The 23,666-nt window shown below is 70.0% G+C and carries 23 protein-coding genes and 1 tRNA gene; 13 read left to right on the plus strand and 11 right to left on the minus strand.

Annotation, left to right across the window (positions count from 1 at the left end):
- Window positions 1-49 precede the first annotated feature (49 nt).
- Together K6T50_RS07390 and K6T50_RS07395 are read left to right on the plus strand one after the other, a co-directional pair.
- Complete coding sequence (locus K6T50_RS07390) at window positions 50-655, plus strand: archaellin/type IV pilin N-terminal domain-containing protein (RefSeq protein WP_222608749.1); 606 nt, start codon at window positions 50-52, stop codon at window positions 653-655.
- 177 nt (window positions 656-832) lie between these two features.
- Window positions 833-1,984 (plus strand): hypothetical protein, encoded by a 1,152-nt coding sequence (locus K6T50_RS07395; RefSeq protein WP_222608750.1) that lies wholly within the window; start codon window positions 833-835, stop codon window positions 1,982-1,984.
- Window positions 1,985-2,022: 38 nt separating this feature from the next.
- Here the strand turns inward: K6T50_RS07395 and K6T50_RS07400 are convergent.
- Together K6T50_RS07400 and trmY are read right to left on the minus strand one after the other, a co-directional pair.
- Window positions 2,023-2,095, minus strand: a tRNA-Pro gene (locus K6T50_RS07400).
- Between the two features lie 90 nt (window positions 2,096-2,185).
- On the minus strand, window positions 2,186-2,776 hold the full coding sequence (trmY, locus tag K6T50_RS07405; RefSeq protein ID WP_222608751.1) for a tRNA (pseudouridine(54)-N(1))-methyltransferase TrmY: 591 nt from the start codon (window positions 2,774-2,776) through the stop codon (window positions 2,186-2,188).
- Between the two features lie 235 nt (window positions 2,777-3,011).
- On the opposite strand from trmY, the gene K6T50_RS07410 reads away from it, so the two are divergent.
- The 5 genes from K6T50_RS07410 to K6T50_RS07430 all read left to right on the plus strand — a co-directional run bounded on the left by K6T50_RS07410 (window position 3,012) and on the right by K6T50_RS07430 (window position 9,273).
- On the plus strand, window positions 3,012-4,709 hold the full coding sequence (locus K6T50_RS07410; RefSeq protein ID WP_222608752.1) for an ABC transporter substrate-binding protein: 1,698 nt from the start codon (window positions 3,012-3,014) through the stop codon (window positions 4,707-4,709).
- 82 nt (window positions 4,710-4,791) lie between these two features.
- On the plus strand, window positions 4,792-5,790 hold the full coding sequence (locus K6T50_RS07415) for an ABC transporter permease (protein ID WP_222608753.1): 999 nt from the start codon (window positions 4,792-4,794) through the stop codon (window positions 5,788-5,790).
- Between the two features lie 6 nt (window positions 5,791-5,796).
- Window positions 5,797-6,837, plus strand: a complete 1,041-nt coding sequence (locus K6T50_RS07420) for an ABC transporter permease (RefSeq protein ID WP_222608754.1) — start codon at window positions 5,797-5,799, stop codon at window positions 6,835-6,837.
- The gene (locus K6T50_RS07425; protein ID WP_222608755.1) at window positions 6,837-7,991 is read left to right on the plus strand and encodes an ABC transporter ATP-binding protein; all 1,155 of its coding nucleotides are present in this window, start codon (window positions 6,837-6,839) and stop codon (window positions 7,989-7,991) included. The genes K6T50_RS07420 and K6T50_RS07425 overlap by 1 nt, the downstream gene beginning before the upstream one ends.
- On the plus strand, window positions 7,978-9,273 hold the full coding sequence (locus K6T50_RS07430) for an ABC transporter ATP-binding protein (protein WP_222608756.1): 1,296 nt from the start codon (window positions 7,978-7,980) through the stop codon (window positions 9,271-9,273). The genes K6T50_RS07425 and K6T50_RS07430 overlap by 14 nt, the downstream gene beginning before the upstream one ends.
- A 111-nt stretch (window positions 9,274-9,384) precedes the next feature.
- On the opposite strand, the gene K6T50_RS07435 is transcribed toward K6T50_RS07430, so the two are convergent.
- Window positions 9,385-9,876 carry a DUF7974 family protein gene (locus K6T50_RS07435; RefSeq protein WP_222608757.1) on the minus strand — a complete coding sequence of 164 codons (492 nt, stop codon included), beginning with the start codon at window positions 9,874-9,876 and terminating at the stop codon, window positions 9,385-9,387.
- A 74-nt stretch (window positions 9,877-9,950) separates the two neighbouring features.
- On the minus strand, window positions 9,951-11,588 hold the full coding sequence (locus K6T50_RS07440) for a gamma-glutamyltransferase family protein (RefSeq protein ID WP_222608758.1): 1,638 nt from the start codon (window positions 11,586-11,588) through the stop codon (window positions 9,951-9,953).
- 258 nt (window positions 11,589-11,846) lie between these two features.
- Between K6T50_RS07440 and K6T50_RS07445 the strand changes: the two genes are divergently transcribed.
- On the plus strand, window positions 11,847-12,611 hold the full coding sequence (locus tag K6T50_RS07445) for a helix-turn-helix domain-containing protein (protein WP_225935387.1): 765 nt from the start codon (window positions 11,847-11,849) through the stop codon (window positions 12,609-12,611).
- Window positions 12,612-12,621: 10 nt separating this feature from the next.
- Here K6T50_RS07445 and K6T50_RS07450 read toward each other — a convergent pair whose 3' ends face one another.
- Window positions 12,622-13,971: a M28 family peptidase gene (locus tag K6T50_RS07450; protein ID WP_222608759.1), complete on the minus strand. Its 1,350-nt coding sequence runs from the start codon at window positions 13,969-13,971 to the stop codon at window positions 12,622-12,624.
- A gap of 121 nt (window positions 13,972-14,092) precedes the next feature.
- Between K6T50_RS07450 and K6T50_RS07455 the strand changes: the two genes are divergently transcribed.
- Window positions 14,093-14,401, plus strand: a complete 309-nt coding sequence (locus tag K6T50_RS07455; RefSeq protein ID WP_222608760.1) for a hypothetical protein — start codon at window positions 14,093-14,095, stop codon at window positions 14,399-14,401.
- A gap of 97 nt (window positions 14,402-14,498) precedes the next feature.
- Here K6T50_RS07455 and K6T50_RS07460 read toward each other — a convergent pair whose 3' ends face one another.
- The 5 genes from K6T50_RS07460 to K6T50_RS07480 form a co-directional block, all read right to left on the minus strand.
- On the minus strand, window positions 14,499-15,149 hold the full coding sequence (locus K6T50_RS07460; RefSeq protein ID WP_222608761.1) for a pyroglutamyl-peptidase I: 651 nt from the start codon (window positions 15,147-15,149) through the stop codon (window positions 14,499-14,501).
- A 145-nt stretch (window positions 15,150-15,294) separates the two neighbouring features.
- On the minus strand, window positions 15,295-16,482 hold the full coding sequence (locus K6T50_RS07465; RefSeq protein ID WP_345778658.1) for an MFS transporter: 1,188 nt from the start codon (window positions 16,480-16,482) through the stop codon (window positions 15,295-15,297).
- A 296-nt stretch (window positions 16,483-16,778) separates the two neighbouring features.
- Window positions 16,779-17,990 (minus strand): amidohydrolase family protein, encoded by a 1,212-nt coding sequence (locus K6T50_RS07470; RefSeq protein WP_222608762.1) that lies wholly within the window; start codon window positions 17,988-17,990, stop codon window positions 16,779-16,781.
- Window positions 17,991-18,055: 65 nt separating this feature from the next.
- A complete protein-coding gene (locus K6T50_RS07475; protein WP_222608763.1) occupies window positions 18,056-18,847 on the minus strand; it encodes a histidine kinase in 792 nt (263 codons plus the stop codon).
- A 72-nt stretch (window positions 18,848-18,919) separates the two neighbouring features.
- On the minus strand, window positions 18,920-19,873 hold the full coding sequence (locus tag K6T50_RS07480) for a transcription initiation factor IIB (RefSeq protein WP_225935389.1): 954 nt from the start codon (window positions 19,871-19,873) through the stop codon (window positions 18,920-18,922).
- A 275-nt stretch (window positions 19,874-20,148) separates the two neighbouring features.
- Here K6T50_RS07480 and K6T50_RS07485 point away from each other — a divergent pair, with 275 nt between their 5' ends.
- From K6T50_RS07485 to rnhB, 4 genes are all read left to right on the plus strand, one after another.
- Window positions 20,149-20,352, plus strand: coding sequence for a hypothetical protein (locus tag K6T50_RS07485; RefSeq protein ID WP_222608764.1), 204 nt, complete (start codon window positions 20,149-20,151; stop codon window positions 20,350-20,352).
- Between the two features lie 186 nt (window positions 20,353-20,538).
- A complete protein-coding gene (locus K6T50_RS07490; RefSeq protein WP_225935202.1) occupies window positions 20,539-20,841 on the plus strand; it encodes a hypothetical protein in 303 nt (100 codons plus the stop codon).
- Window positions 20,842-20,899: 58 nt separating this feature from the next.
- The gene (locus K6T50_RS07495) at window positions 20,900-22,432 is read left to right on the plus strand and encodes a tRNA pseudouridine(54/55) synthase Pus10 (protein WP_222608765.1); all 1,533 of its coding nucleotides are present in this window, start codon (window positions 20,900-20,902) and stop codon (window positions 22,430-22,432) included.
- A gap of 60 nt (window positions 22,433-22,492) precedes the next feature.
- On the plus strand, window positions 22,493-23,233 hold the full coding sequence (gene rnhB, locus K6T50_RS07500; RefSeq protein WP_222608766.1) for a ribonuclease HII: 741 nt from the start codon (window positions 22,493-22,495) through the stop codon (window positions 23,231-23,233).
- An 83-nt stretch (window positions 23,234-23,316) separates the two neighbouring features.
- Here rnhB and K6T50_RS07505 read toward each other — a convergent pair whose 3' ends face one another.
- Complete coding sequence (locus K6T50_RS07505; RefSeq protein WP_222608767.1) at window positions 23,317-23,655, minus strand: hypothetical protein; 339 nt, start codon at window positions 23,653-23,655, stop codon at window positions 23,317-23,319.
- Between the last annotated feature and the right edge of the window lie 11 nt (window positions 23,656-23,666).

Below are 23,666 nucleotides of genomic sequence, written 5' to 3' on the forward strand. Positions count from 1 at the left end.
GATCCCGGAACGGAGAAACACTCCAGAACAGGGAGTGGACAACCACAGAATGTTCGAATTCATCACGGACGAGGAAGAGCGCGGGCAAGTTGGTATCGGGACGCTCATCGTGTTCATCGCGATGGTACTCGTGGCGGCGATCGCCGCGGGTGTCCTGATCAACACCGCAGGCTTCCTTCAGAGCAAGTCGCAGGAAACGGGTCAACAGAGCAGTAAGCAGGTCAGCGACCGCGTGCAGGAGGTCGCCACCGTCGGCAGCGTGACCAGTGCCGGCGACGCTATCGACTACGTCAACGTGACGGTGACGCAGGCGGCCGGCGCCGGCGAGATCGACCTCCAGAACACGACGGTGACCTGGATCGGTCCGAGCGGGACCTACCAGCTGATCGCTCACAGCGATTTCGACAACACCTCGGACGCTACGGGTGAAACGTTCACCTACGACGTCGTCAAGGACAGCGACGGCAGCGCGCCCGTCCTCAACGACAACGACGACCGACTGCAGTACATCTTCGACGTCGACCAGATCGCCGGGAGCGACCTCGGTGAGGGCGACGAAGTGACGATCAAGGTCAACACGATGGCCGGCGCGACGACGAGCATCCGGTTCACCGTACCCGAGTCGCTCGGGAACAAGGAAGCCGTCGAGCTGTAAGTCGGCTCTCCCCCGTTCTCTCGGTTCGCTTCGACGAGCAGTCACAGCGATCGTCGGTCGGCCGACCGGACGGGCGTTCGTCGACGACGACAGCGGCGTGACCGCCCCGAGAGCGTAGCTTCAGGGCGCTGCAAGCGCCGGATAACGAAGTGTCACACCGACCTCCGTGAACGGATGATGAGCGAGGACGGTGACGGGGACAGCGACGGATCGTGGAGGAGACGAGGCGTCCTGACGGCGCTGGGGACCGGCGCCGTCGCGGCGGCACTGGGCGAACCGACGGCGGCCGCGGCGTCCGATCCCGAGCCGTCGTACGTCGTCGAGCAGGGGTCGACGTGCGTCCAGGTTCGTCCCCTTCAGGGGTCGGAAACCGCCGAGCAGTTCTACGAGTACCAGCTGCCGTCGCGGTACGTCTCCGAGGAGAACGGCGCGGTCGTCGGCGACGAGGACCGATACAACTCGGCGGGAACGCGCGACCTCCAGCGCGCCGACACCAGCATCCTCTTGCTGTACGACGGGCCGGAGGCCGTGAGCCTGGTCGTCGTCCACGGCGGCCCCGACAGCCCCGACGGCGGGTCGGCGACGTTCACCGTCGACGGGCTCCCGACCGACGGCGAGTGGGTCGTCGCCGACGACCTGTACGACGCCGACTCGAACTACGACCGGTGGACCGTCGACGGCGACCCCCAGCGTATCGACTGGACCTGGGCCGACGGTCGCACCGACGGCGGCGTCTTTCGCCCCCTCGGGGACGACCTCGACGCCACGATCGACCCCGCGTTCAACGAGGCCGCCAGGCTGTTCGGCGTCTACTACGAGGGGCGCGTGACCGACTGGCAACTCCTCTCGGCGACCGACGACGGCGTCGAACGCGTGTCGCTGGCCCTCGACGAGCCGATCCGTGTGAGAGTCGGTACGTGCGGCTCCGACGGGACGGGCGGCGATGGGGACGACGAGACCGACGACGATGCGGACGCGCCGGACGACGACTCCGACGAGGACGAAGATCGCAAACGTGAGGAAGGAGGCGATGACGGGGATGACGACGAGGGCGACGCAGAGGAAGAAGACGACGACGAAGACCGCGAACGTGACGATGAGGACGGCGACGGCGATGACGATGAAGACGAGGACAGTGATGACGATGAAGACGAGGACAGTGATGACGATGAAGACGACGTGGGACCGCCGGACGATGCGGGACCGCCCGACGACGCCGGCCCGCCGGATGACGCGGGGCCGCCCGACGGTGCAGGGCCACCCGAGGATGCCGGACCGCCGGACGACGCCGGTCCCCCTGGTGACGACGATGACGAGGAGGACGACTGAACACTGAACGCTCTCTGAAACTGGAAATGCGGGAGAAGTGGGCCGGCGCGAATTTGAATCGCGGTTACGGCCACCCGAAGGCCGAAGGATACCAAGCTACCCCACCGGCCCGCACACGGAGGGAGGCGAGCCGCTCTGTTAAGGCTTCCGAACCCCGAGCAATCGCCGGCTCGTGGCCCGGTCTCGCACACGCCACGCGACTCAGTAGCCTGCGTAGCCGTCGGTGTCGAGGTAGTTGTTCGCCACCGCGATCGCGTGGTCCGCGTGGATCGCCTCGGGGCCGAGCCTGACCCGCCGGTCCGCCCGGTCGGCGAGGAGGGCCGCCTCCTCGTCGGTGAAGTCCGAGTGGTCCGAGAGGACGAACACCGGGTCCGCGGGCGGGTCGGTCTTCGCGACGGGGTCGCCGTCCTCGTGCAGTTGGACGAGGGTGCCGTCGAGGGCGGCGAGTGTCGCGTCGAGGCCCATCCGGTACAGTTCGACCCCGGGCGACACCTCAGCGGGCATGTGGCCGATGGCGTCCTCGCGGGCGTCGAGCGCGTCGCGGACGCGGGCGGCGGTCGTGCGCTCGTCGGGGTGGAGTCCGCGGGCGGTGGCGCCCGAGAACCGGACGGTGTACTCGTCGCCGAGGACGAGGTGGACGCGGCTGTCCTCGCGGATGCCGTGCGAGAGGAACAGGCCGGCGTTGACACAGCGACACAGCAGATCGAGGCGCCCGGCCCCGCCCGCGAGGTCGTCGAGGCTGAAGTCGGGCGTCGTGGGGGCGTCGTGGCCGCAGACGACGAACTGGCGCATACCGTTCGTCCCTGCGGCGACGACCTGTACGTTCTGGTCCGACGGCGCGAAGGGGCGGCAGACGCACGGTGTGAGCACACGCGCAGATCCCCACATGCGTATGCACAACCGTGCGATGATGGGTGAAATCGTGACGAACCGTGCGTTGATGAGTGAAATCGTGACGACAGCGAACGGCACGCTTTTATGTCTCAATTTTCCATGACAGAGTATCCCATCGTTGAGGGACACAACCATGACAAACGAAGGAAAGCAGTACGTCCTCGATCGTATCAACCGGCGGTCGTTCATCGCGGGTACCGGCGCGGCCGGCGTCACGGCGCTGGCCGGCTGTGCCGGCGGCGGCGACGACGGCGGCGATGAGACAACCGAAGGCGACGGCGGCAACGGCGGCGGCGACACCGACGACAGCACGCCGACGCCGGAGGAGTCGACCGGCGGGACGCTCAACCTCGCACAGGTGAAGAGCCCGATCGAGTTCGACCCGGTCGTCCTGAACGACGTTCCGTCCGACCAGGTCTCCCAGCTGATCTTCGACTCGCTGTACGCCTACGGCGAGGGCACCGGCATCGGCCCGAGCATGGCGACCGGCGAGCCGGAGATCTCCAACGAGGGCCAGCGGTACGTCGTCGAGATCAACGGGGACGCCACGTTCCAGAACGGCGACCCGGTGACCGCCGAGGACGTGAAGTACAGCTTCGAGGCACCCGTCGACGAGGAGACGGAGAACGCCTCCGAGGTCAACATGATCGACTCGATCACGGCCGTCGACGAGAAGACGGTCCAGTTCGACCTCCTGTACCCCTACGGCGCGTTCATGACGGTGCTCGCGGGCCGCGACATCGTACCGATGTCCGTGCGTGAGGAGGACAAGGACGCGTTCAACACGTCGAACCCGGTCGGCTCCGGGCCCTTCGAGTTCGACAGCTGGCAGGAGGGCGACTACGTCGACCTCGTCCGCAACGACGACTACTGGGGCGAGCCGGTGCCGAACCTCGCGAAGATCCACTTCACGCCCGTCGAGGAGGCGACGACCCGCGTCACCACCCTCCGCAACGGCGAGAACGACGTCATCGAGGAGATCCCGCCGAAGCTCTACTCCACCGTCCGCAGCATCGAGGACGCCAGCATCGACGAGGTGCCCGGCATCGGGTACTTCTACCTCGCGTTCAACTGCAACGAGGGGCCGACGGCCGACCCGCGGGTCCGCGAGGCGATCGACTACTGCTTCTCGATGGACGACGCGGTGGCGAACTACGTCGAGCCGACCGGCGTCCGCCAGTACAGCCCGTTCCCCGCGTCCATCGCGGAGGAGTGGGAGTTCCCGGTCGACCAGTGGTCGGAGATCCCCCACGACAAGAACATCGACGAGGCGACGGCGCTGTTCGATGAGGCCGGCGTCTCGATGGACTACTCGTGGCGGATCATCGTCCCGCCGGACGACAAGCGCGAACAGATCGGTATCTCCGTCTCGAACGGCCTGAAGGAGGCCGGCTTCAGCAACGTCTCGGTCCAGCGGCTCGACTGGGGCGCGTTCCTGGAGCAGTACGTCACGGGGAGCGAGGACGACTACAACATGTACACGCTCGGCTGGTCCGGCTCGCCCGACCCCGACGCGTTCACCTACTACATGTTCGGCCGGACCGAGGACACGCTCGGCGTCACGAACGGGTCGTACTACGGCGCCAACAGCGAGCGCGGCAAGGAGGCCGCCGAGAAGCTCGTCACGGCTCGCGAGTCCGCCGAGCGTGCGGAGCGCAAGCAGCTCTACACCGAGGCTGTCACGACGATCCTCGAGGATCGCGCGCACCTGCCCGCGTACAACCTCAAGAACAGCTTCGGCGTGAAGGAGTACGTCAACAACTTCGCGGCACACCCGGTCGACTCGTTCCACCTCGCCTCCGAGAGCCACAACGTGTCGGTCGACAAGTAACGTCTGACGGCCGCTTCCGGCCGTTCCCGTTTCGTTTATACCGGAAGCCGGCAAACGCACGCTAACGACACCAACTCAGACAATGGGACGCGCACAGTACACCATTCGACGCATACTCCAGGCGATTCCGGTCCTCGTGGGCGTCGCCGCCATCACCTATTTCCTGATGGAGGCGATGCCGGGCGACCCCGTGAGCATCATGCTCGGCCCGTCACCCAGCGCCCAGCAGGCCGCCGCCATCCGGGCGAAGTACGGGCTGGACCAGCCCGTATGGCTCCGGTTCCTGAACTACCTCTGGGACGCGATCCAACTCGATCTCGGCCAGAGCCTCTACTACAAGGTCCCGGTCACACAGAAGATCGCGGAACGACTGCCCGTGACGCTGCTGTTGCTGCTCTCGAGCTTCACGTTCGCCGTCGTCACGGCCGTCCCGCTCGGCATCATCTCGGCCAAGCGGCGCAACAAGCCGACCGACCACGTCTCGCGGATCGTCGCGCTGATCGGCGTGTCGACCCCGTCGTTCTGGATCGGCCTGATGCTCATCATCGTCTTCGCCTACCGGCTCGACGTGCTGCCGGCGACGGACCTCGTCCTGCCGTGGGCGCCCGTCGCGTCGATCGACGGCGCGAACAGCCGACTGGGCGTGCTCGTAGAGACCGGCGAGCACCTCCTGTTGCCGACGCTGTCGCTCGGGACGCTCCAGATGGCGGCGCTTACCCGCATCGAGCGCTCCTCGATGCTCGAGGTGCTCGGCGAGGACTACGTGAAGCTCGCACGCGCCTACGGCGTGAGCGAGTTCACCATCCTCCGGAAACACGCCTTCCGTAACGCACAGCTCCCGCTCATCACGCTGCTCGGACTTCAGCTTACCAGCGCCATCGGCGGCGCCGTGCTGACCGAGACCGTGTTCTCGATCAACGGGATGGGGCGACTCATCATTACCGCGATCAACAATCAGGACTTCGCGCTGGTCACCGGCACCACGCTCGTGTTCGGCTTCGTGTTCGTGGTCGGCGTGATCATCACCGACCTCTCGTACGCGTACATCGACCCGCGCGTCACCTTCGACGAGAATGACTGACTGACAATGGCTACGACCACCGATACAGACACGGACCCGACCCGCAGCCACGACACCGAGGAGGCGGGCGCTGCCGAGCAGCCCGAAGCCCGCGTCGGGTGGCGGTACACCCTCAAGCAGGTGCGCCGCGACCCGACCGCGCTCGCCGGCCTGACCATCATCAGCGTCGCCACGGTCGTCGCCGTCGTCGCCTTCGTCGACGACGTCGTCTTCGAGTACCTGAACCAGTATCAGGTGTTCGCGAGCATGGGCATCGAGCAGTACGCAATCGCCCAGGCGGTGTGGGTGAGCCCCATCGCCGAGACGGGCGCGTCCATCCTCCGCCCGCCGATGTACATCACCAACCAGCTGTACCCGAACGACCCGGGGACGCTGGCACACCCGCTGGGGACCGATCACCGCGGGCGGGACGTGCTCGTCCGGCTGTTCTACGGGACGCGAATCGCCATCACCGTCGGTGTCGTCTCGACCGGCGTGGCGATGATCCTGGGAATGATCGTCGGCTCGGTCGCCGGCTACTACGGCGGCCTGATCGACGACGTGCTCATGCGCGGCGCCGAAACGCTGTACGCCATCCCGTTCCTGGTGCTCGTCATCGTGTTCATGGTGGCGTTCGACCGGAGCCTCACCTACGCGATGATCGGCGTCGGGATCGCGACCATCCCGACGTTCGCCCGGCTCATCCGCTCGCGGGTGCTGTCGGTCCGGGAGGAGGACTACGTCGAGGCCGCACGCGCGGCCGGCGTCCGCGACCGGAACATCATCTTCCGCCACGTCATCCCGAACAGCTTCGCGCCCGTGCTCGTACAGGCCACGCTCCAGGTGGGCGTCGCGATCCTCATCGTCGCCGGCCTGTCGTTCCTCGGCTACGGCGCCCAGCCACCGACGCCGTCGTGGGGGCAGATGCTCAACAACTCCAGGAACTACATGCTCCCGAACCCGTGGTTCAGCGTCTGGCCCGGCCTCGCCATCCTGATCACCGTGGTCGGGTTCAACCTGGTCGGCGACGGCCTGCGTGACGCACTCGATCCCCGTATCAACAACTAATGAGTCACAAAGAGCCACTACTGAAAGTCGAGAACCTGAAGACCCAGTTCTTCACAGAGGAGGGAACCGTCCGTGCCGTGGACGGCGTGAGTTTCGAAGTACAGCCCGGCGAACTCGTCGGACTCGTCGGCGAATCCGGCGCCGGGAAGTCGGTCGCCGCACAGTCGATCATGCGGCTCGTCGAGGAGCCGGGCCGCATCGTCGACGGGACGGTGACCTACAAGGGCCGCAAGCTCGTCGACATCGAGGAGCGGTCCGACGGCACCCTCGAGGAGTCGGAGGAGATGCTCACCCAGCAGGAGATGCGCCGGGACATCCGCGGGAAGGAGATCGCCATCATCTTCCAGGACCCGATGGAGTCGCTCAACCCCGTGTTCAAGGTGGGCGGCCAGCTTCGGGAGTTCATCGAGCTGAACCGGGACGTGAGCTCCGCCGAGGCCGAGGAGATCGCCGTGGACATGCTCCGCGAGGTGGGCATCCCCGAGCCGGAGAAGCGGTACGACGAGTACCCCCACCAGTTCTCCGGCGGGATGCGCCAGCGCGTGCTCATCGCCATGGCGCTGGCGTGCGAGCCGAGCCTCATCATCGCGGACGAGCCGACGACCGCCCTCGACGTCACCGTCGAGGGGCAGATCCTCGACCTCGTCGAGGATCTCCGCGAGAAGTACAACACCGCGTTCGTCTGGGTCACCCACGACATGGGCGTCGTCGCGGAGATCTGCGACAGCGTGAACGTGATGTACCTCGGCGAGGTCATCGAGCAGGCAGACGTCGAGGACCTGTTCTACGACACCAAGCACCCGTACACCGAGGCGCTGCTCCGGTCGATCCCGCGACCCGACCGGACGGTGGAGTCGCTCGACCCCATCAGCGGGGTGATGCCGGAGGCGATCAACCCGCCGTCCGGCTGTCGATTCCACACGCGCTGTCCCGAGGCCCGGGAGGTGTGCCGGGAGGCGCATCCGAAACACGGGCCGCCCGAGGAGGGTGTCACCGACCGGGAGGCCGCGGAGGGCGAAAGCGAGCACCTCGTCTCGTGTGTGAAGTACGAGAACGTCGACTACGAACACAGCGAACCGCTGGACAACGAGTCCACCGAGGCGTTCGCGGGCGGGCTCAGCGAACTCCGCGCGGGAGGTGATGACGGTGAGTGACGCCGACACGCTATTGCGCGTGGAGAACCTCACCAAGCACTTCAGCCAGTCGAGCGGCATCCTCGACACCTTCCTCTCGAACCCGCCGGTTCGGGCGGTCGACGGCGTCTCCTTCGACATCCGCGAGGGGGAGACGCTCGGGCTCGTCGGCGAGTCCGGCTGCGGCAAGTCGACGCTCGCGCGCACCGTGTTGCGGCTGGTCGACCCGACCGACGGCGCGGTGTACTTCAACGGGGCCAACCTGGCGGAACTCTCCGGCAGCGACCTCCGGGAGCAGCGCCGCGACATGCAGATGATCTTCCAGGACCCCCAGTCGAGCCTCGACCCGCGGATGAAGGTCGGCCCGATCGTCGAGGAGCCGATGAAGGCCCACGGGCTCTACGAGGGCGAGCGGGAGGAGCGCGTCCGCGAGCTGCTCGAGAAGGTGGGGCTCGACCCTCAACACTACAACCGCTACCCGCACCAGTTCTCCGGCGGACAGCGCCAGCGCATCAACCTGGCGCGCGCGCTGGCGGTGAACCCCGACTTCATCGTCTGTGACGAGCCCGTCTCCGCGCTGGACGTCTCCATCCAGGCGCAGGTGCTCAACACGATGCAGGAGCTCCAGGACGAGTTCGGGCTCACCTACCTGTTCATCGCGCACGACCTCTCGGTCATCCGCCACATCTCCGACCGCGTCGCCGTGATGTACCTCGGCAACCTCGTCGAGCTCGCCGAGACCGAGGAGCTGTTCGAGAACCCGCAACACCCCTACACCGAGGCGCTGCTCGATTCGATCCCCGTGCCGGACCCGCGCTCGAGGGGCAAGCGCGGCGTGCTCGAGGGCGACGTTCCCTCGCCGATCGAACCGCCGTCCGGCTGTCGGTTCCGGACGCGCTGTCCCGAGCTCATCCAGCCGGACGAGTACGCGATGGACGCCGACACGTGGGACGAGGTGCTGGCGTTCACGAGGGCGGTGAAGCGCCGCACCTTCGAGGCGCCCGATAGGACGACGGTCCGCCGCGAGTTCTTCGAGGGCGACACCCCCGACGGCGAGGTCGGCGAGGTCGTCGACCGCGCCCTCGACGAGGTGCTCGCGGACGAGTGGGACGCCGCGGCCGAGCGGCTCTCGGAGACGTTCGAGGAGCCGAGCATCTGCGCCCGCGAGGACCCGAACTACGTCGTCGAGTCGGAGTACGGCACCGGCGAGCACCTCGCCGCCTGCCACCTCCACCGCGACGACGCGGCGGCGACCCGGGACGGAACCGAGGGCGCACCGGGCGCCGCGTCCGCCGACGACTGACCGGTCGAAGGCGGGTCGGTCCCGCCGAACGTCGCCGTTCCCGTTCTCTTCGAGGCTACCGACGCCGACGCCCGTGAGCGACGCGCCGGTCGGGCGACGCCACCCGGCCCGTCACTCGATCCGGAACGTCGTCGTGGCCGCGGGCCGCTCGTTCGCCGTGGCGAGGAACGCGCGGAGCTCGTGTTCGCCGGGGTCGAGCGGGACCGACCGCTCCCGGTCGTCGGTGACCCGTTTCACCCGGCCGTCCCACGTCCACGCGAAGGACTTCCGCTCGCGGGCCCTGAACGCGAGCGCGCCGCGACCCCCCGGGTCGCGGCGCGGCTCGTCGCTTCCCTCCAGCAGCCCGTCGATCTCCCAGCCCCAGCGTCGACGCGACGCGGTCGGCACCTCGACGGGGACGGGGTAGGCGTTCCGGAGTTCGACGCGGACGCCGATCGGGTCGCCGGGGGCGTACACGTCGCCGTCGGTTTCGACCGAGACGGACAGCCCGCGCCGGAGCAGCCGACCCGGCAGCAGCCGGGAGACGGCCGCGCCGAGGTGGTCGCGCGTGTCGTCGAAGCCGTACCGGTCCGTCTCCCCCGACCGGTTGCGCGGCTGTGGCATGGATGACGGAAGGAAACCGACGGGCTTCGGTCTGTCGGTGCCTCGGGCGGGCCGGGTGAGCCCGCTCCGGGGGCTCAGTAGCCCTGTGCGTTGCCGTCCTTGCGCGGCTCGGTCGCCGCCGAGAGCACGCCGTCCGCGTTGCGGACGATCTGCGCGCCGCCGAACAGCGCCGGCGGGAACGTCGTCACGTCGTGGCCCTTGCGGACGAGTTTGGCGGCGACGGTGCCGTCGAAGTGCGGCTCCAGCGCGAGGCTTCCCTCCTCCCGGTAGCGCCACCGGGCGCTGTCGAGGGCCGCCTGCAGCGGCTGATCGTAGTCGACGATGTTCGAGATCAGCTGCACGTGCCCCTGCGGTTGCATGTACCCGCCCATGACGCCGAAGGCGGCCCAGTCGTCCGTGCCGTCGTCCTCGGGCGCGAAGTCCGCCAGCGCCGGGATCAGGGTGTGGAACGGACGCTTGCCGGGGGCGAGCGAGTTGGGGTGGTCCGGGTCCAGCGAGAACGACGACCCGCGGTTCTGCAGCGCGATCCCCGTGTCGCCGGCGACGAGGCCCGAGCCGAAGCCGGCGAACCGGGAGTTGATGAACGAGACGACGTTCCCCTCGTCGTCGGCGACGCACAGCAGGACCGTGTCGGCGTCCTCGGCGTTCGCGTCGGGGACGCCGAACGTCACGTCGTCGTTGCACTCCTCGCCGACCTCCTGCGCGCGCGTCGCCGCCCACTCCTCGCTCGCCAGCGGCGGGTGCTCCTCGAATTCGGGGTCGGTGATGTAGCGGTGGCCGTCGTGGAACGCGAGCTTCAGCGCCTCCGCGAAGTAGTGGACGCGCTCGGGGGAGTCGTAGTCGTGCTCGCCGGCACCGAGCTCCTCGGCGATGTTCAGGGCTTCGAGCGCGATGAGCCCCTGGTTGTTCGGCGGCAACTCGTACACCTCGGTCCCGTTGTAGGTGGTCGAGACGGGGTCGGGGAACTCCGGCTCGAACTCGGCAAGGTCCTCGACCATGAGGAAGCCCCCGTGGTCCTGTACTTCGGCGGCGATCTGTTCGGCGATCTCCCCCTCGTACACCACGTCGGCACCCTCCTCGGCGATCCGCCGCAGCGACTCGCCGAGCTCCGGGAGCGTCACGTGTTGGCCCACGTCGGGCGCCTCGCCGTCGAAGAGGTACGCCTCGCGGGCGTGGTCGGTCTCGAACAGCTCCTCGGCGTGTTGCCACTGCGCGGAGACGACCTCCGAGACTGGGTAGCCGTCGATCGCGTAGCGGATCGCCGGTCGAAGCAGCTCGTCGAGGGACTTGCGGCCGAAGCGCTCGGCGGTGACCTCCCACCCGCGTGCGGTGCCGGGGACCGTCACCGCGTGGGCGCCGGTGTCGGGCATCTCGGCGTCCGCGGGGTCGACGCCCTCCTCGTCGGCGACGGCCCCGCGCACGTTCTCGATCGTCGCCTCGGCGGGCGCCGGACCGCACGAGCGCATCGCGCCGACCTCGCCGTCGGCGGTGCGGTACAGCGCGAACACGTCGCCGCCCAGCCCCGTCGAGGTCGGCTCGACGACGTTGAGCGCGGCGGCGGTCGCGACCGCGGCGTCGAAGGCGTTGCCGCCGTCCTCCAACACGGAGATGCCGGCCTGCGACGCCAACGGTTGGCTGGTCGCCACGACGCCGCGTTGGCCGTACACCGTCGACCGTCGCGACGCGAACCGATCGATATCTGGGTCGTCCATGGTGGATTCTGGCGGACGAAGCGGCGAAAGCACCGACCCGAATAGTTTCGGGTTGCTTGCGCGACAACCCCGACGGAGAACGGTTCACCCGCCAGCGGAGAACGGTCGACGCGACCGCCTCGCCCCTCGATCATCGGCCGCGCAACGGCCAACCGTCCGACCGCCCGATCACCCCACAGACGGCCGGCGCCGGCGGGAGAGTCAGGTCGGTGGTACCACCTGAGGAAGGTTGATAGTGCGGCACCCACCATGAACGGTATGGACGAGGAGTCCCGGGACGACACGGGCGTCAGGCCGATGCGCGAGGTGGCGCTCAAGATCAAACACGTCGGGCAGCCCGAGACGGCCGCCTCCGAGCGGTATCCCGACGTGACGATGCGGTCGGTGTCGTCGATGACGGGACGCGAGCGCGAGCGCAAACGGATCGTCGAGGTGAGCGGCGACCCCGAGGACGTGGCCGGATTCATCGAGGAGTACGCCGCCGGCGACCCCGTCATCACGGCCGAGCCGATCACTCCCCTCGGGGAGTCGACCGTCTTCGTCGCGGTCACGATCGAGGTGCCGGCGTGGGACAGCATCACCGAGCTGTTCGCGGAGCTGGGGCTTCACTACCGGATGGGAACGGTGATCACCGGCGGCTACGAGCGGTGGACGCTGTATCTCGACCACGACGACGACCTCGGCGCGGTGATCGACGCGATCGAGGCCCGCGGCAACGAGGTCGAGCTGGTTCGCCAACTGGAGATGGACGAGGTGGACCACGCGCCGCGCTTCGAGACCGCGGGCGTCCTCCACGACCTCACGCCGCGCCAACGCGAGGCGCTCGCGGCCGCGATCGGCGCCGGCTACTACGGCCACCAGAAGGACGCCGGCGTCGAGGACGTCGCCGCGGAGCTCGGCGTGAGCACGACGACCGCCTGGGAACACCTCGCCCGCGCCGAGGGGAAGGTGATGAGCGACCTCGGCGAGTTCCTCGGTCGCGACGGGGACGACCGCGACGCCGACGAGGAACGGTCGGTCTGAGCCGACGGCGTCACTCCAGGTCCGCGTACGGCCAGCGCCCGCCCATCCGTAGTTCCTGTTCGTACCCCTCGTCGATGGCGTCGCGCATCTCCGCGCGGGTCAGCCCCGGCGTCTCCACGTCCGTGGACGCGAAGCGGACGACCGCCTCGGCGACCTGCACGGCCATGTCGCGCAGGTCCCGCGAATCGAGCTTGTCCAGCGTGTCCGCGTGGGTGTGGCCCCAGCCGCGGCCGGACTGGTCGGAGGTGGTCGAGGTCATCACCGCCGGGACGCCTTCCTGGACGAACGCCCACTGGTCGCCATGTGGGGAGATGGTGTCGTCCGTCGAGAGGCTCGCATCGAGGTCGTCGGTCACCGCCTCGAACACGGCGCCCATCTCCTCGAAGCCGTTCGTCCCCACGCGGAGGTTCCGCGAGGAACAGGCGCCGTCGAGGTTGACGACGCACTTCGTGTCGTCCAGGTCCGTCGTCTCCGCGCAGTGGTACGCCCCCCACAGCCCGATCTCCTCGGAGCCGAAGGTGACGAGGCGCACGCGGGTGTCCAGCTCCACGTCGTCGCGGGCGAGGATCCGGCCGACCTCGGCGACGAGCGCCGAACCGGCGCCGTTGTCGTTGGCGCCGTCGGCGATATCGTGGGCGTCGACGTGGGCGGTGACGAGCACGTGCTCGTCGGTAGCGGGCCCGACCTCCGCCTCGACGTTGACCGAGGTGGTCGGCTCGTTGCGGCAGTCGACGGAGACGGTCGCCTCACAGCCCTCCTCGGCGTAGCGCGCGAGGCGCTTGCCGACCTCACAGGAGACGCCGACGGCTGGGATCGGCCCCGGGCGCTCGTGGTAGCCGACCTCGCCGGTCGGCGGCAGCGACCCGTCGAGGTGGTTGCGGAAGACGAACGCGACGGCGCCGTGGTCTGCGGCGTTGACGTACTTCTCCATCCGGTGGATCCACCGGTCCACGTCCTCGGGCGTCGCCGACGACGCCATGGCGATGGCCCCCTCCAGCTCGTCGGCCTTCTCCTCGAACTCGTCGTAGGTGCCGTCGCCCACGTCGACGACGCGGCCGGTCGCCTCCCCCGCCGGACAGCCGGGGAGCGCGAGCACGTCCTGCCGGCCGTCGTGGACGCGTTCGTGGGGCTCGTGGATCGACAGCGAGGACTCGCCGCGCCACCAGCCGGGGATCTCGAACTCCTCGATCCGCGCGTCGCGAACCCCCGCGCGTTCGAAGGCGTCGCACACGACCTCGGCGCCCCGTCGTTCGCCCTCCTGGCCGGCCATCCGGCTTCCTACGTCGACCAGGTCGGTCAGCACGTCCCATCCGAAGCCGCTCGTCTGTGCGTCGCCCACGGCCGCGTTCGGCAGTCGCATACGCGTCGGGTTCGACGCGACCGCCTTGAGTTCCCGGATCCCGGCCACCCTCGGCCCCGATCCCCGGACGGCTCGACCCCGGCGACAGGTTCATGTGTCGTGGTACCGAATGACGCAAAAGATGCCCGAACCCACCGATCTCTCCGACGCCGACGAGCGAGTGCTGCGCCACCTTGACGGGTCGAGCGCGGACTATCCCGCGCTCGTCGCCGCCAACACGGGGCTCCACATCCCGCTCGTGGAGCGCCGGTTGGCGACGCTCTCGGAGCGTGGGTTCGTGGAGGCGGTGACCGACGAGCAGATCTTCCGGATCACCGAGCGCGGTCGACGGGCGCTGGCGGGAAAACCGGGCGCGGCGGCGGCCGCGGACGCGACCCCGACCCGTGAGGCCGCCGCTCCCGACGGCGGGTCGCCGGTCGACACCGACTGAGCCGCTCGGGGGTCGCTCTCGTTCTCGCGGTCACCGTTCTCGCCGTCGCCGTTCTCGGGAGCCTCGCTACTCAGCTCCTCCCCGGCACTCGTTCCCGCTACTCGTCGCCGCCGAGCACCGCCTCGAACGCGATCTCGACCGCCCGCTCGTCCAGCGACCGCGGGAGGCTCGGGGTGACGCTTCCCCCGCGAGCCGCGTCGCCGTCGTTCGCGGCCCTTGCGGCCGTGGCGGCCTGTTCGGGCGTCGCCGGGAAGTGGAGGAAGCCGGCCGGCACGTCCGTCCCCGAGAGCAGCCCGAGCGTCCGGTAGAGGATGCCGTTGCAGAGGTGCGTGCCCGCGGTGTTCGAGACGCGGGCCGGCACGCCCGCCTCCAGACAGGCCTCGACCGCCTCGCGCACGGGGAGCGTCGAGAGGCGGGCGTCCGGTCCGTCCGGGTCGAGCCGGTCGTCGACCGGGTCGTTGCCCGCGTTGTCCGGGACGCCGACGGTGTCCGCGACGTTGATCGCGACGCGCTCGACCCCGACCGCCTCCCGTCCCGCCGCCAGCCCGGTGGCGACGACCGCGGCGGGGTCGTGCTCGTCGATCAGGTCGGCCATGCGCTCCTCGGCGGGACCGAACGCGACCGGGAGCACCCGGCCGACGACCTCGTGGCCCGCGACGGTTCGGCCGTCGAGCGCCTCGGCGACCTCGCCGGAGGGGTTCGCCTCGTGGTCGCCGAACGGCTCGTAGCCGGTACAGAGTACGGTCATATTCGTCCACAGCGTCGCCAGCGCCTAAGACTTCGCGTCGGCCGCGCGGGTCGCCGACGGTATCGCCGGGACGGCTCCGGACGGGGCTCATGCGACGCCGCCCGTCCGAGGTCTCGTTCGCGCTCCGCGCTCGCTCGACCTCGCCTCAGTCGTCCCCCGGCACCGCCGCCGCGTCGGTCGCCGAGTCGTCCCGCAGCGTCGTCGCGGCGATGACCCCCGCGACGACGACGAGCCCGGCACACGCGAGATACTCGCCCGAGAGGCCGATCTCGGCCGCCAGCGGGAGCGCCACCAAGGGACCGAGCGTCGAACCCAGGTCGCCGAAGACGTTGTAGACGCCGCCGAGCTTGCCCACGTCGCCGCCGGGGGCGATGTCGCCGAGGTACGCGAGCAGCGGCGGGCCGGTCAGTCCGGCGCCCGCGCCGACGAGGCCGACGCCCGCCAGCACGCCCGGCGCGGTCGGCACCAGCGCCGTGAGCGCGAACCCCGAGCCGAACAGGGCGAGCCCGGGGACGACCGTCGTGAGGCGGCCCATGCTGTCGGAGAACCGGCCGACCGCGAGGTTCGCCCCCGCCAGCGCGACGACCGACACCGCCATCACGAGGCCGCTCGTGCCGGCGCCGGCGAACCCGCCCAGCGAGATGTCGTTCGCCTCGGTGTAGAGCACGACCGTCGAGAGCAGGACCCCGGCGTAGAGGAACCGGATCGTGAAGTTAACCGCGCCGACGGCGCCGATCCGCGGATCCGCCCGCACGAGCGCCGGCATGTCCCGCAGTCGGCTCTTCTCGCCGACCTCCGGCGACACGTCCGGGAGCACGCGGTAGGCGACCGCCGCCGCGAACAGTCCCGCGACACCGGCGACGGCGAACGCCTCGCCGTAGCCGTACAGCTCCGTGACGACGCCGCCGAGGATCAGCCCCGTCGGGAAGCCGAGGCTCTGCCCGCCGCGCATGTAGCCGACCCAGCGACCTCGGTTCGCCGAGGTCGTCACGTGCGTCACCGTGGAGAACGCGCCGACGAACACGAACGCCGAGCCGATCCCCCACGCCGCCCGCGACGCGAGGAAGACGGCCGACGACGGCAGCCCGAACGGCGGGTTCAGCCCGACGAGGTAGCCGAACGGGACGAGCCCCTGCACGAGGAATCCCGCGATCATCGGCCGACGCGTCCCCATGCGGTCGAGGATGCTCCCCGCCGGCGTCGACATCACCAGCCGCGTGAAGCGGTTGATCGAGAGGATCAGCCCGACGAGCACCGGCGCGATGCCGAGCACCGACCCGAGCGCCGGGATGGTCGGGAACGCGACGCCGCCGCCCATCCCGCCGAAGAACACGCCGGCGACGAGGCTGAGGACGACAGTTCGGACCTCCGACTCCGTGTACGCGGGGGCGGAGTCGCCATCGGATGTGGCGTCGGTCGTCGTGTCGGGTGTGTCGGTCACGTCTGGGGAGTTCCAGTCGAAGTCGGGGGCGAGAGTGTCGGTACGCGGTCGGTACGTGGTCGGTATCGTGAACGAACGGAAGAGGCCCGGGTCGCGGCCCCGTTCACCGGGTTGCGATCCCGGGCGGCCGGCCGCGCCCCGGTCGCTCGCGTCGGTCGTCCGTCGCTACCGCGGTCGCTCGACCGCGCTCACCACTTGTATTCCTCGCGCGGGTCCACGTCGTCGCGCTCGCGGTCGAACACGACCTCGCCGTCGACGACGACGTACCGGCTGCGGGTGTCCATCTCGTGGAACGGGCCGTCCCACACGACCACGTCGGCGTCGGTTCCCTCGGCGAGGTCGCCGACGCGGTCGCCGATGCCGAGGATGTCGGCGGGGTTCGTCGTCACGGCGTCCAGCGCCGCCTCCTCCGGGAACCCCTCGCGGACCGCGAGGCCGACGCACACGTCGAGGTGCTGCTGGGGGAGCACGGGCGCGTCGGTCTGGATCGCGACGGTGACGCCCGCCTCGTGGAGGATCCCGGGCGTCTCGAAGGTGATGTTTCGCAGCTCATACTTCGCGCCCGAGTACAGCGACGGGCCGACGATGGCGGGCACGTCGCGCTCGGCGAACTCCTCGGCGACGACGTGGCCCTCGGTGGCGTGTTCGATCGAGAGCGCGTCGATGCCGAACTCCTCGGCGATGCGGAACACCGTCATGATGTCGTCCGAGCGGTGCGCGTGGACGCGCAGCGGCAGGTCGCCCTCCAGCACGCGAGCGAGGTTCTCGCGGCCGAGGTCGCGTTCGAACGGCTCGCCGTTCTCGCGGGCGTGCTCGCGGGCCTCGATGTAGTCCTCGGTCGCCATCAGTTCCTGCCGGAGAGTGGCGGCGACGCCCGGGCGCGTTGACGGCTGGCGGCCCTCGCGCTCGCCGTGGAAGCGCTTGGGGTTCTCGCCCATCGCGGCCTTCATGCCGTCCTCCCTGATGAACATCCGGTCGGCGACCGTGCCGTACGTCTTCATCGAGCAGATGATCCCGCCGATGACGTTGCCCGAGCCCATCCGCGCGGAGACGGTCGTGACGCCGTTCTGAAACGCCCCCTTCAGCTCCTCGTCGCGCGGGTGGAAGCCGTCGAGCGCGTTGACGTGCGGAGTCGTCGCGCTCGTCCCCTCGTTGAAGTCGCCGTCCTCCGGTTCGCCCCACTCGGCCATTCCCGCGTGGCTGTGGGCGTCGATCAGTCCGGGCGTGACCTCCAGCCCCGTCGCGTCGATCTCGGTCGCCCCGGCCGGCGCCACCACGTCGCCGACGGCCGCGATCTCGCCGTCGACGACGAAGACATCGCCCTCGATCGTTCCCCGGTCGGTCTGCGTGTGCACGGTCCCGCCCCGGACGACGAGCGCGTCCGCGTCTGCGTCGGTCATTGGCAGGCGGTTGGCGAACCGCTCGGAAAGCGTTTCGGTTCGAAACGGTGGGTTCGGCCGGGCGGCTACAGCTCCCGGCGGATCGTGGCCGCGAGCTCGGCGACGGCGTCGGGGCGGTACGTCCAGATCCCGCGCCAGATCCGGGGGTCGTCCTCCAGCGCGAGCAGGCCGGCCGGCGACGAGTGCGCCCCCGTCGCCTCGGCGGGCGGGTCGAACACCACGAACCACGAGTCGCTGTAGCCGTCGCCGTAGCCGCAGTGGGCGGTCACGTCGAGTTCGGTCTCGGGGTCCCAGTCGGGTTCGCCGTAGACGTGCACGTCCACGCCCGAGTCGGCGAGCCGCTCGTAGGTGCGCCGTGTTCCAACCTCGTCGTCGATGCGGGAGAGCCGCTGGAACGACGAGTGGAGTTCCCAGCCGTCGGCGCGACGAGCCCGTAGCTCGATCTGTCTGCTGATGGCGATGAGCAGGAGCGTCTCCTTGTGCGCCAGCGGGTAGCCGCGGAGGCGAAACGGCACGTCCGCCAGGCCGGTCAACACCGCGGGGAGGTCGGCGTCGGCGAGGCCGATGGTCCCCGTCGTGTAGAGATCGGAGTTCACCAGGAGGATCGCCCGCTCCAGCGCCGCGAGCGGGGAGGTCGCCACCACCTCGCCGTCCTCGACCAGCACCGCCACGTCGTCCTCGCCGGTCGCTCCCGCCGGTCCGCTCCCGTCGCTCGTGGCGATCGATACCGGCTGGTCCTCGAACAGTCGTCCGAGCATCGAATCGAGCGGCGTCCCGCCGTCGCGACGGATCACCGCGAGTCGCCTGTCCGTCGTTCCGACGGACGCGAGCGTTTCGTACTGCGCGTCGAGTATCATTCGTGTCCCCCGACTCGATACGCACGGTGTGAAAAGCGGATCCGCCCGGGAATCAGGGTTGAAACCCCGAGGTCAGAGCGCGCCGAGGTCGACGGCGTTCATCTGCTCCTTGTACCGGTTTCTGACCGTGACGACGGTCACGTCGGCCACGTCCGCGACCTCCGATTGGGTTCGCTTCTCGTCCGACAGCATCGACGCGAGGTAGATCGCCGCCGCGGCGAAGCCCGTCGGCGACTTCCCGGCGTGCAGTCCCTGGACGGTCGTCTCGTCGACGATGCGCGTAGCGCGGCGCTTCACCTCCTCCGGCAGCCCCAGCTCCGAGCAGAACCGCGGGACGTGCTCGGCGGGGTCCACCGGCTTCAGCGCCAGGCGGAGTTCACCGGAGATGTACCGGTAGGCCCTCGCGATCTCGCGCCGTTCGACGCGCGCGACGCCGACGAAGTTGTCGAGCGAGCGGGGGATTCCCTCCTGGCGACAGGCGGCATAGAGGCTCGCCGTCGCCATCGCCTCGATCGACCGCCCGCGGATGAGGTCCTCCTGCAGCGCGCGGCGGTAGATCATCGAGGCGACCTCCCGGACCGACCTCGGGACGCCCTGTGCCGAGGACATCCGCTCGACCTCCGAGAGCGCGAACCGGAGGTTGCGCTCGCCGGCGTCCTGCGTGCGGATGCGCTCCTGCCACGTGCGGAGTCGCTCCATCCGCGAGCGCTTCTCCGCTGACAGCTGGCGACCGCTCGCGTCGCGGTTGCGCCAGTCGATGCTGGTGGTGAGGCCCTTGTCGTGCATCGTCCGGGTCATCGGCGAGCCGACGCGGCTCTTGCGGTCGCGCTCGGCGGCGTTGAACGCCCGCCACTCGGGGCCCCGGTCGACGGTGTCCTCCTCGACGATCAACCCCGTCGGCTCGTGTATCAGCTCGCCGTCGTCCGTGCGAACGAGCTCCTCCTCGTCCACCTCGTCGGGATCGATCGTGTCGAGGTCGCGATCCTCCGAGCGGTCGCGTTCGCGTTCCCGCTTCGTGGTCGTCACTGAGTCGCTCGCGTCACACCCGTCTCCGGGATCAAAGCAGCCGTGTTCGACCGTGTTGTACCCACGGGGGTCGGGGCGGGCGACCGGGTTCGAAAACGCTCGAACCCTCGCTGCGTACGTGCCGGCATTGCGATTACTTTCAACGGAGTGTTAATCATAAACGTTCCGCCGGGATCGCGGTCCCCGACGGACCTTGCCAACACGTGTCACTGCGGAGGAAGAATTAAGAATTACGCCCGCAACGGCGAAGGTACGACGAACCACGGAGGCTCCCAATGACCGACCACACCACCCTCACACCCCGCTCGCCGCTCGGTAGCGACGGGGACGGGTGGTCGGTCGCCGGCGCCCCCGCTGCTCCCGCCGCCGTCCGTGCCGCGTTCGCCGCGCCGAAGGCGAACGCGACCGGGACCGGCGTGGGTGCGGCCGCGGGGAATATCGCCTCCGCGTACGGACCGTCCGTCTCCATCGCCGCGTGATCCGGCGACGTGTCTCGGGGTCGACCCGAGCGGAGGCGGACGCCGTTTTCCACCTACCGTTCACGATCCCGTGACTCCGTCAGCCGGCTCGCGCGGCCGACCCGCTCCCCGGGAAGGCCCGCAGTCGCGTTCGAGCCGCGCAGGGAGTCTATGTCGGTCCACCGACATCGACTGGCCGACGCCAGCATGACCATCGCAGTGTCCAGAGCCGCACCCGGCGACCTCGCCGAGGGTGCCGAAACAAAGCTCGCCCGCGCCGACGCGGTCGGCGCCGTCGAGTCGCTCGACATCCGCGGCCTCCAGCCCGGCCTCAACGACCTCACGGTCGAGGCCGACGCCACGGTCGCGCTCGCGAGCGACGCCGGCGAGGACCGCGAGGCCGTCGCCGACGCGCTCGCCGAGACGTTCGGCGTGAACGACGTGTCGGTGACGGCCGTCCGGTCGGTCCCGCCCGATAGCGCCGACGGCGCCGCCGTCGCCGGCGAGTAGCGGCGGGGTCGTCGCCGGCGACCGAAAGGGCCTACCGCCCGCCGCGACGAAGGCCGGTATGACCGACTCCGACGCTCCCGCGGACGCGTCCGTCGCCGACGCGGACGCGGACGAAGCCGTCGACGCCGACGCCGACACGGACGAACCCGCCGGCGGCGACACGGACGAACCCGCCGGCGGCGACACGGACGAACCCGCCGGCGGCGACACGGACGGGACGGACGCGACCCCCGCCCCCGACGTGCTCGACACCGCCCGCGCCCTCCTGGCGACGGGACCGCTCTGTGACCACTGCCTCGGCCGCCCCTTCGCCGAGCGCTCGTTCGGGCTCGGCAACCACGAGCGCGGCCACGGGCTCCGTGTCGCCGTGGCGCTCGCGGACGACGACGATTTCCGACCCGGCGCCGCGGGCGACTGCTGGGTGTGCGAGGGCGTCTTCGAGCGCGTCGACGAGCTCGCCGAGCGCGCCGCCGACGCGGTCGCCGACTACGAGTTCTCCACCTACCAGGTCGGCACGCGCGTCCCGCCGCTGGCCGAGGAGAACGACCGCTTGCTCCGGGAGGACGCCGGGATGGACCCCGACGCCGGCGAGCCGCTCCGCAAGGAGCTCAACCGCGAGGTCGGCAAGCGCATCGGGCAGGTCACCGGGGCCGAGGTCGACTTCGAGCGCCCGCACGTCCAGTTCCTCCTCGACGTGGACGCCGACCGCGTGGAGGCGACAGTCAACTCCGCGCACGTGTACGGCCGCTACCGGAAGCTGGAGCGCGACATCCCCCAGACGGAGTGGCCCTGCTCGGACTGCCGCGGCTCCGGCAGGCAGGGACGCGAGCCGTGCGACACCTGCGACGGCTCGGGCTACTTGTACCCCGAGAGCGTCGAGCAGCTCACCGCGCCCGTCGTCGAGGACGTGATGGAGGGCGTCGACTCCACCTTCCACGGCGCGGGCCGCGAGGACGTGGACGCGCTGATGCTCGGCACCGGCCGCCCGTTCGTGATCGAGGTCGACGAGCCCCGCCGCCGCGCCGTCGACGCCGAGCGGCTGGAGGCGGACATCAACGCCTTCGCCGAGGGGAAGGTCGAGGTCGAGGGCCTGCGCCTGTGTGAGCACACGATGGTCGAGCGCGTGAAGGAGCTGAACGCCACCAAGCGCTACCGCGCGCAGGTGGAGTTCGGCGCCGACGTGAGCGCCGACGACCTCGCGGACGCGGTCGCGGACCTCGACGGCGCGACCATCGAGCAGTACACGCCGAACCGGGTCGATCACCGGCGCGCCGCGAAGACGCGGACCCGCGTCGCCCACGAGGTGACGGGCGAACTGGAGGACGCCCGCCACGCGACGGTCGAGGTCCACGGCGCCGGCGGGCTCTACATCAAGGAGCTGATCTCCGGCGACGAGGGGCGCACCGATCCCAGCCTCGCGGGGCTGCTCGGGGTCGACAGCGAGGTGACGGCGCTGGACGTGCTCGCGGTCGAGGGGCGCGACGAGCCGTTCGAGCACTCCGGGTTCTTCCTGAAAGACGGTCGCGCCGACGGCGACGGCGGCGAAACCGGCGACGACGACAGCGACGACGGGAACGGAGACGAGGAGTAGCCGGTCGGCCGGCCCGACCGCGAACCGCACGCTTTTGCCGTCGCTCGCGGACCGTGAGCCATGCTCGGCGCAGACGAGGCGGGGAAGGGACCCGTCCTGGGGCCGATGGTCGCCGCGGCGGTTCGCGCCGACCCCGCGGCGATCCCCGACGACGTGGATGACTCCAAACGCCTCTCGCCGGCGCGACGCGAGGAACTGGACGCCGCCCTCCGCGACGACGACCGCGTCGCAGTCGGCGTCGCCCGCGTCACGGTCGATCGCATCGACGACCCCGCGACCGACATGAACACCCTCACCGTCGCGGGGCAGGCCGAGGCGCTCGCCGCGGTCGCACGCGACGGCGACCGCGCGGTCGTCGACGCCGGCGACGTGAGCGAGTCCAGGTTCGCCGACCGCGTCGCCGACGCGGTCGCGGCCGGCGATACGTCGGCCGGAGGCACCGAAGCGGACGACGGAGCGGCGGACGCCACCGGGACGGACGGCGACGCCGACCCGATCGCGGGCGTCGCCGTCGACGTGACGGCCGAACACGGCGCCGACGAGTCGTACCCCGTCGTCGCCGCCGCGAGCGTCGTCGCGAAGGTGGAACGCGACCGGATCGTCGCCGAGTTGGACGCCGCCTACCGCGACCGCGGCTACGACGGGATCGGCAGCGGCTACCCCTCGGACCCGACCACCCGCGAGTTCCTGCGGGAGTACGTCGCCCGCGAGGGCGATCTACCGGAGTGTGCCCGCACGTCGTGGAGCACCTGCGACGACGTGCTCGCGGCGAACGAGCAGTCGGCGCTCGGTGAGTTCTGATCCGCGCGTACTGACATCGGTTTCTCGCGGTCGATCCCCGCGTTTCGAATCGCCCGATACCGTCGCGGATCGGAACAGGTGGATCAGCGAAACGGCGGCAGCCGCCAGCCGTAGGCGACGAGCGCGGCCGCGGCGAGCAGCGCCGCGACCGCGAGCAACGGGATCGGAACCCCCACGTCGGCCAGCGTCCCGAGGACGACCCCCGACAGCGGGATCAGCACGAACAGGCCGGCGATCACTCCCGCGAGGACCGTCCACACGGACCCGGAGCGGTCGTCGCGATGGTCGAGTTCCTCGCGGACGACGCGGCGGACGATGCGCTCGACGTCGGCCTCGGTGAGCGGTTCCCCGTCGTCCTCGAACCGCTCGCCGTCCTCGGGAGGGTCCGCGGATTCAGGCCGGTCGGCTGACTCGGAGGGCACATGCGTCGAGT

Origin of the sequence: Halobaculum magnesiiphilum, from assembly GCF_019823105.1 — an archaeon.
Classification (GTDB): Archaea; Halobacteriota; Halobacteria; order Halobacteriales; family Haloferacaceae; genus Halobaculum; species Halobaculum magnesiiphilum.

What these genes read in the sequence shown, in the direction of transcription:
- trmY (WP_222608751.1), bottom strand. Translation starts at nt 2,776, where the DNA reads ATGCGCCAGTTCGTCGTCTGCGGCCACGACGCCCCCACGACGCCCGAC.
- K6T50_RS07495 (WP_222608765.1), top strand. Translation starts at nt 20,900, where the DNA reads ATGACCGACTCCGACGCTCCCGCGGACGCGTCCGTCGCCGACGCGGAC.
- K6T50_RS07445 (WP_225935387.1), top strand. Translation starts at nt 11,847, where the DNA reads ATGGACGAGGAGTCCCGGGACGACACGGGCGTCAGGCCGATGCGCGAG.
- K6T50_RS07470 (WP_222608762.1), bottom strand. Translation starts at nt 17,990, where the DNA reads ATGACCGACGCAGACGCGGACGCGCTCGTCGTCCGGGGCGGGACCGTG.
- K6T50_RS07435 (WP_222608757.1), bottom strand. Translation starts at nt 9,876, where the DNA reads ATGCCACAGCCGCGCAACCGGTCGGGGGAGACGGACCGGTACGGCTTC.
- K6T50_RS07440 (WP_222608758.1), bottom strand. Translation starts at nt 11,588, where the DNA reads ATGGACGACCCAGATATCGATCGGTTCGCGTCGCGACGGTCGACGGTG.
- K6T50_RS07415 (WP_222608753.1), top strand. Translation starts at nt 4,792, where the DNA reads ATGGGACGCGCACAGTACACCATTCGACGCATACTCCAGGCGATTCCG.
- K6T50_RS07410 (WP_222608752.1), top strand. Translation starts at nt 3,012, where the DNA reads ATGACAAACGAAGGAAAGCAGTACGTCCTCGATCGTATCAACCGGCGG.
- K6T50_RS07490 (WP_225935202.1), top strand. Translation starts at nt 20,539, where the DNA reads ATGACCATCGCAGTGTCCAGAGCCGCACCCGGCGACCTCGCCGAGGGT.
- K6T50_RS07460 (WP_222608761.1), bottom strand. Translation starts at nt 15,149, where the DNA reads ATGACCGTACTCTGTACCGGCTACGAGCCGTTCGGCGACCACGAGGCG.
- K6T50_RS07475 (WP_222608763.1), bottom strand. Translation starts at nt 18,847, where the DNA reads ATGATACTCGACGCGCAGTACGAAACGCTCGCGTCCGTCGGAACGACG.
- K6T50_RS07430 (WP_222608756.1), top strand. Translation starts at nt 7,978, where the DNA reads ATGACGGTGAGTGACGCCGACACGCTATTGCGCGTGGAGAACCTCACC.
- K6T50_RS07395 (WP_222608750.1), top strand. Translation starts at nt 833, where the DNA reads ATGAGCGAGGACGGTGACGGGGACAGCGACGGATCGTGGAGGAGACGA.
- rnhB (WP_222608766.1), top strand. Translation starts at nt 22,493, where the DNA reads ATGCTCGGCGCAGACGAGGCGGGGAAGGGACCCGTCCTGGGGCCGATG.
- K6T50_RS07425 (WP_222608755.1), top strand. Translation starts at nt 6,837, where the DNA reads ATGAGTCACAAAGAGCCACTACTGAAAGTCGAGAACCTGAAGACCCAG.
- K6T50_RS07450 (WP_222608759.1), bottom strand. Translation starts at nt 13,971, where the DNA reads ATGCGACTGCCGAACGCGGCCGTGGGCGACGCACAGACGAGCGGCTTC.
- K6T50_RS07420 (WP_222608754.1), top strand. Translation starts at nt 5,797, where the DNA reads ATGGCTACGACCACCGATACAGACACGGACCCGACCCGCAGCCACGAC.
- K6T50_RS07485 (WP_222608764.1), top strand. Translation starts at nt 20,149, where the DNA reads ATGACCGACCACACCACCCTCACACCCCGCTCGCCGCTCGGTAGCGAC.
- K6T50_RS07455 (WP_222608760.1), top strand. Translation starts at nt 14,093, where the DNA reads ATGCCCGAACCCACCGATCTCTCCGACGCCGACGAGCGAGTGCTGCGC.
- K6T50_RS07390 (WP_222608749.1), top strand. Translation starts at nt 50, where the DNA reads ATGTTCGAATTCATCACGGACGAGGAAGAGCGCGGGCAAGTTGGTATC.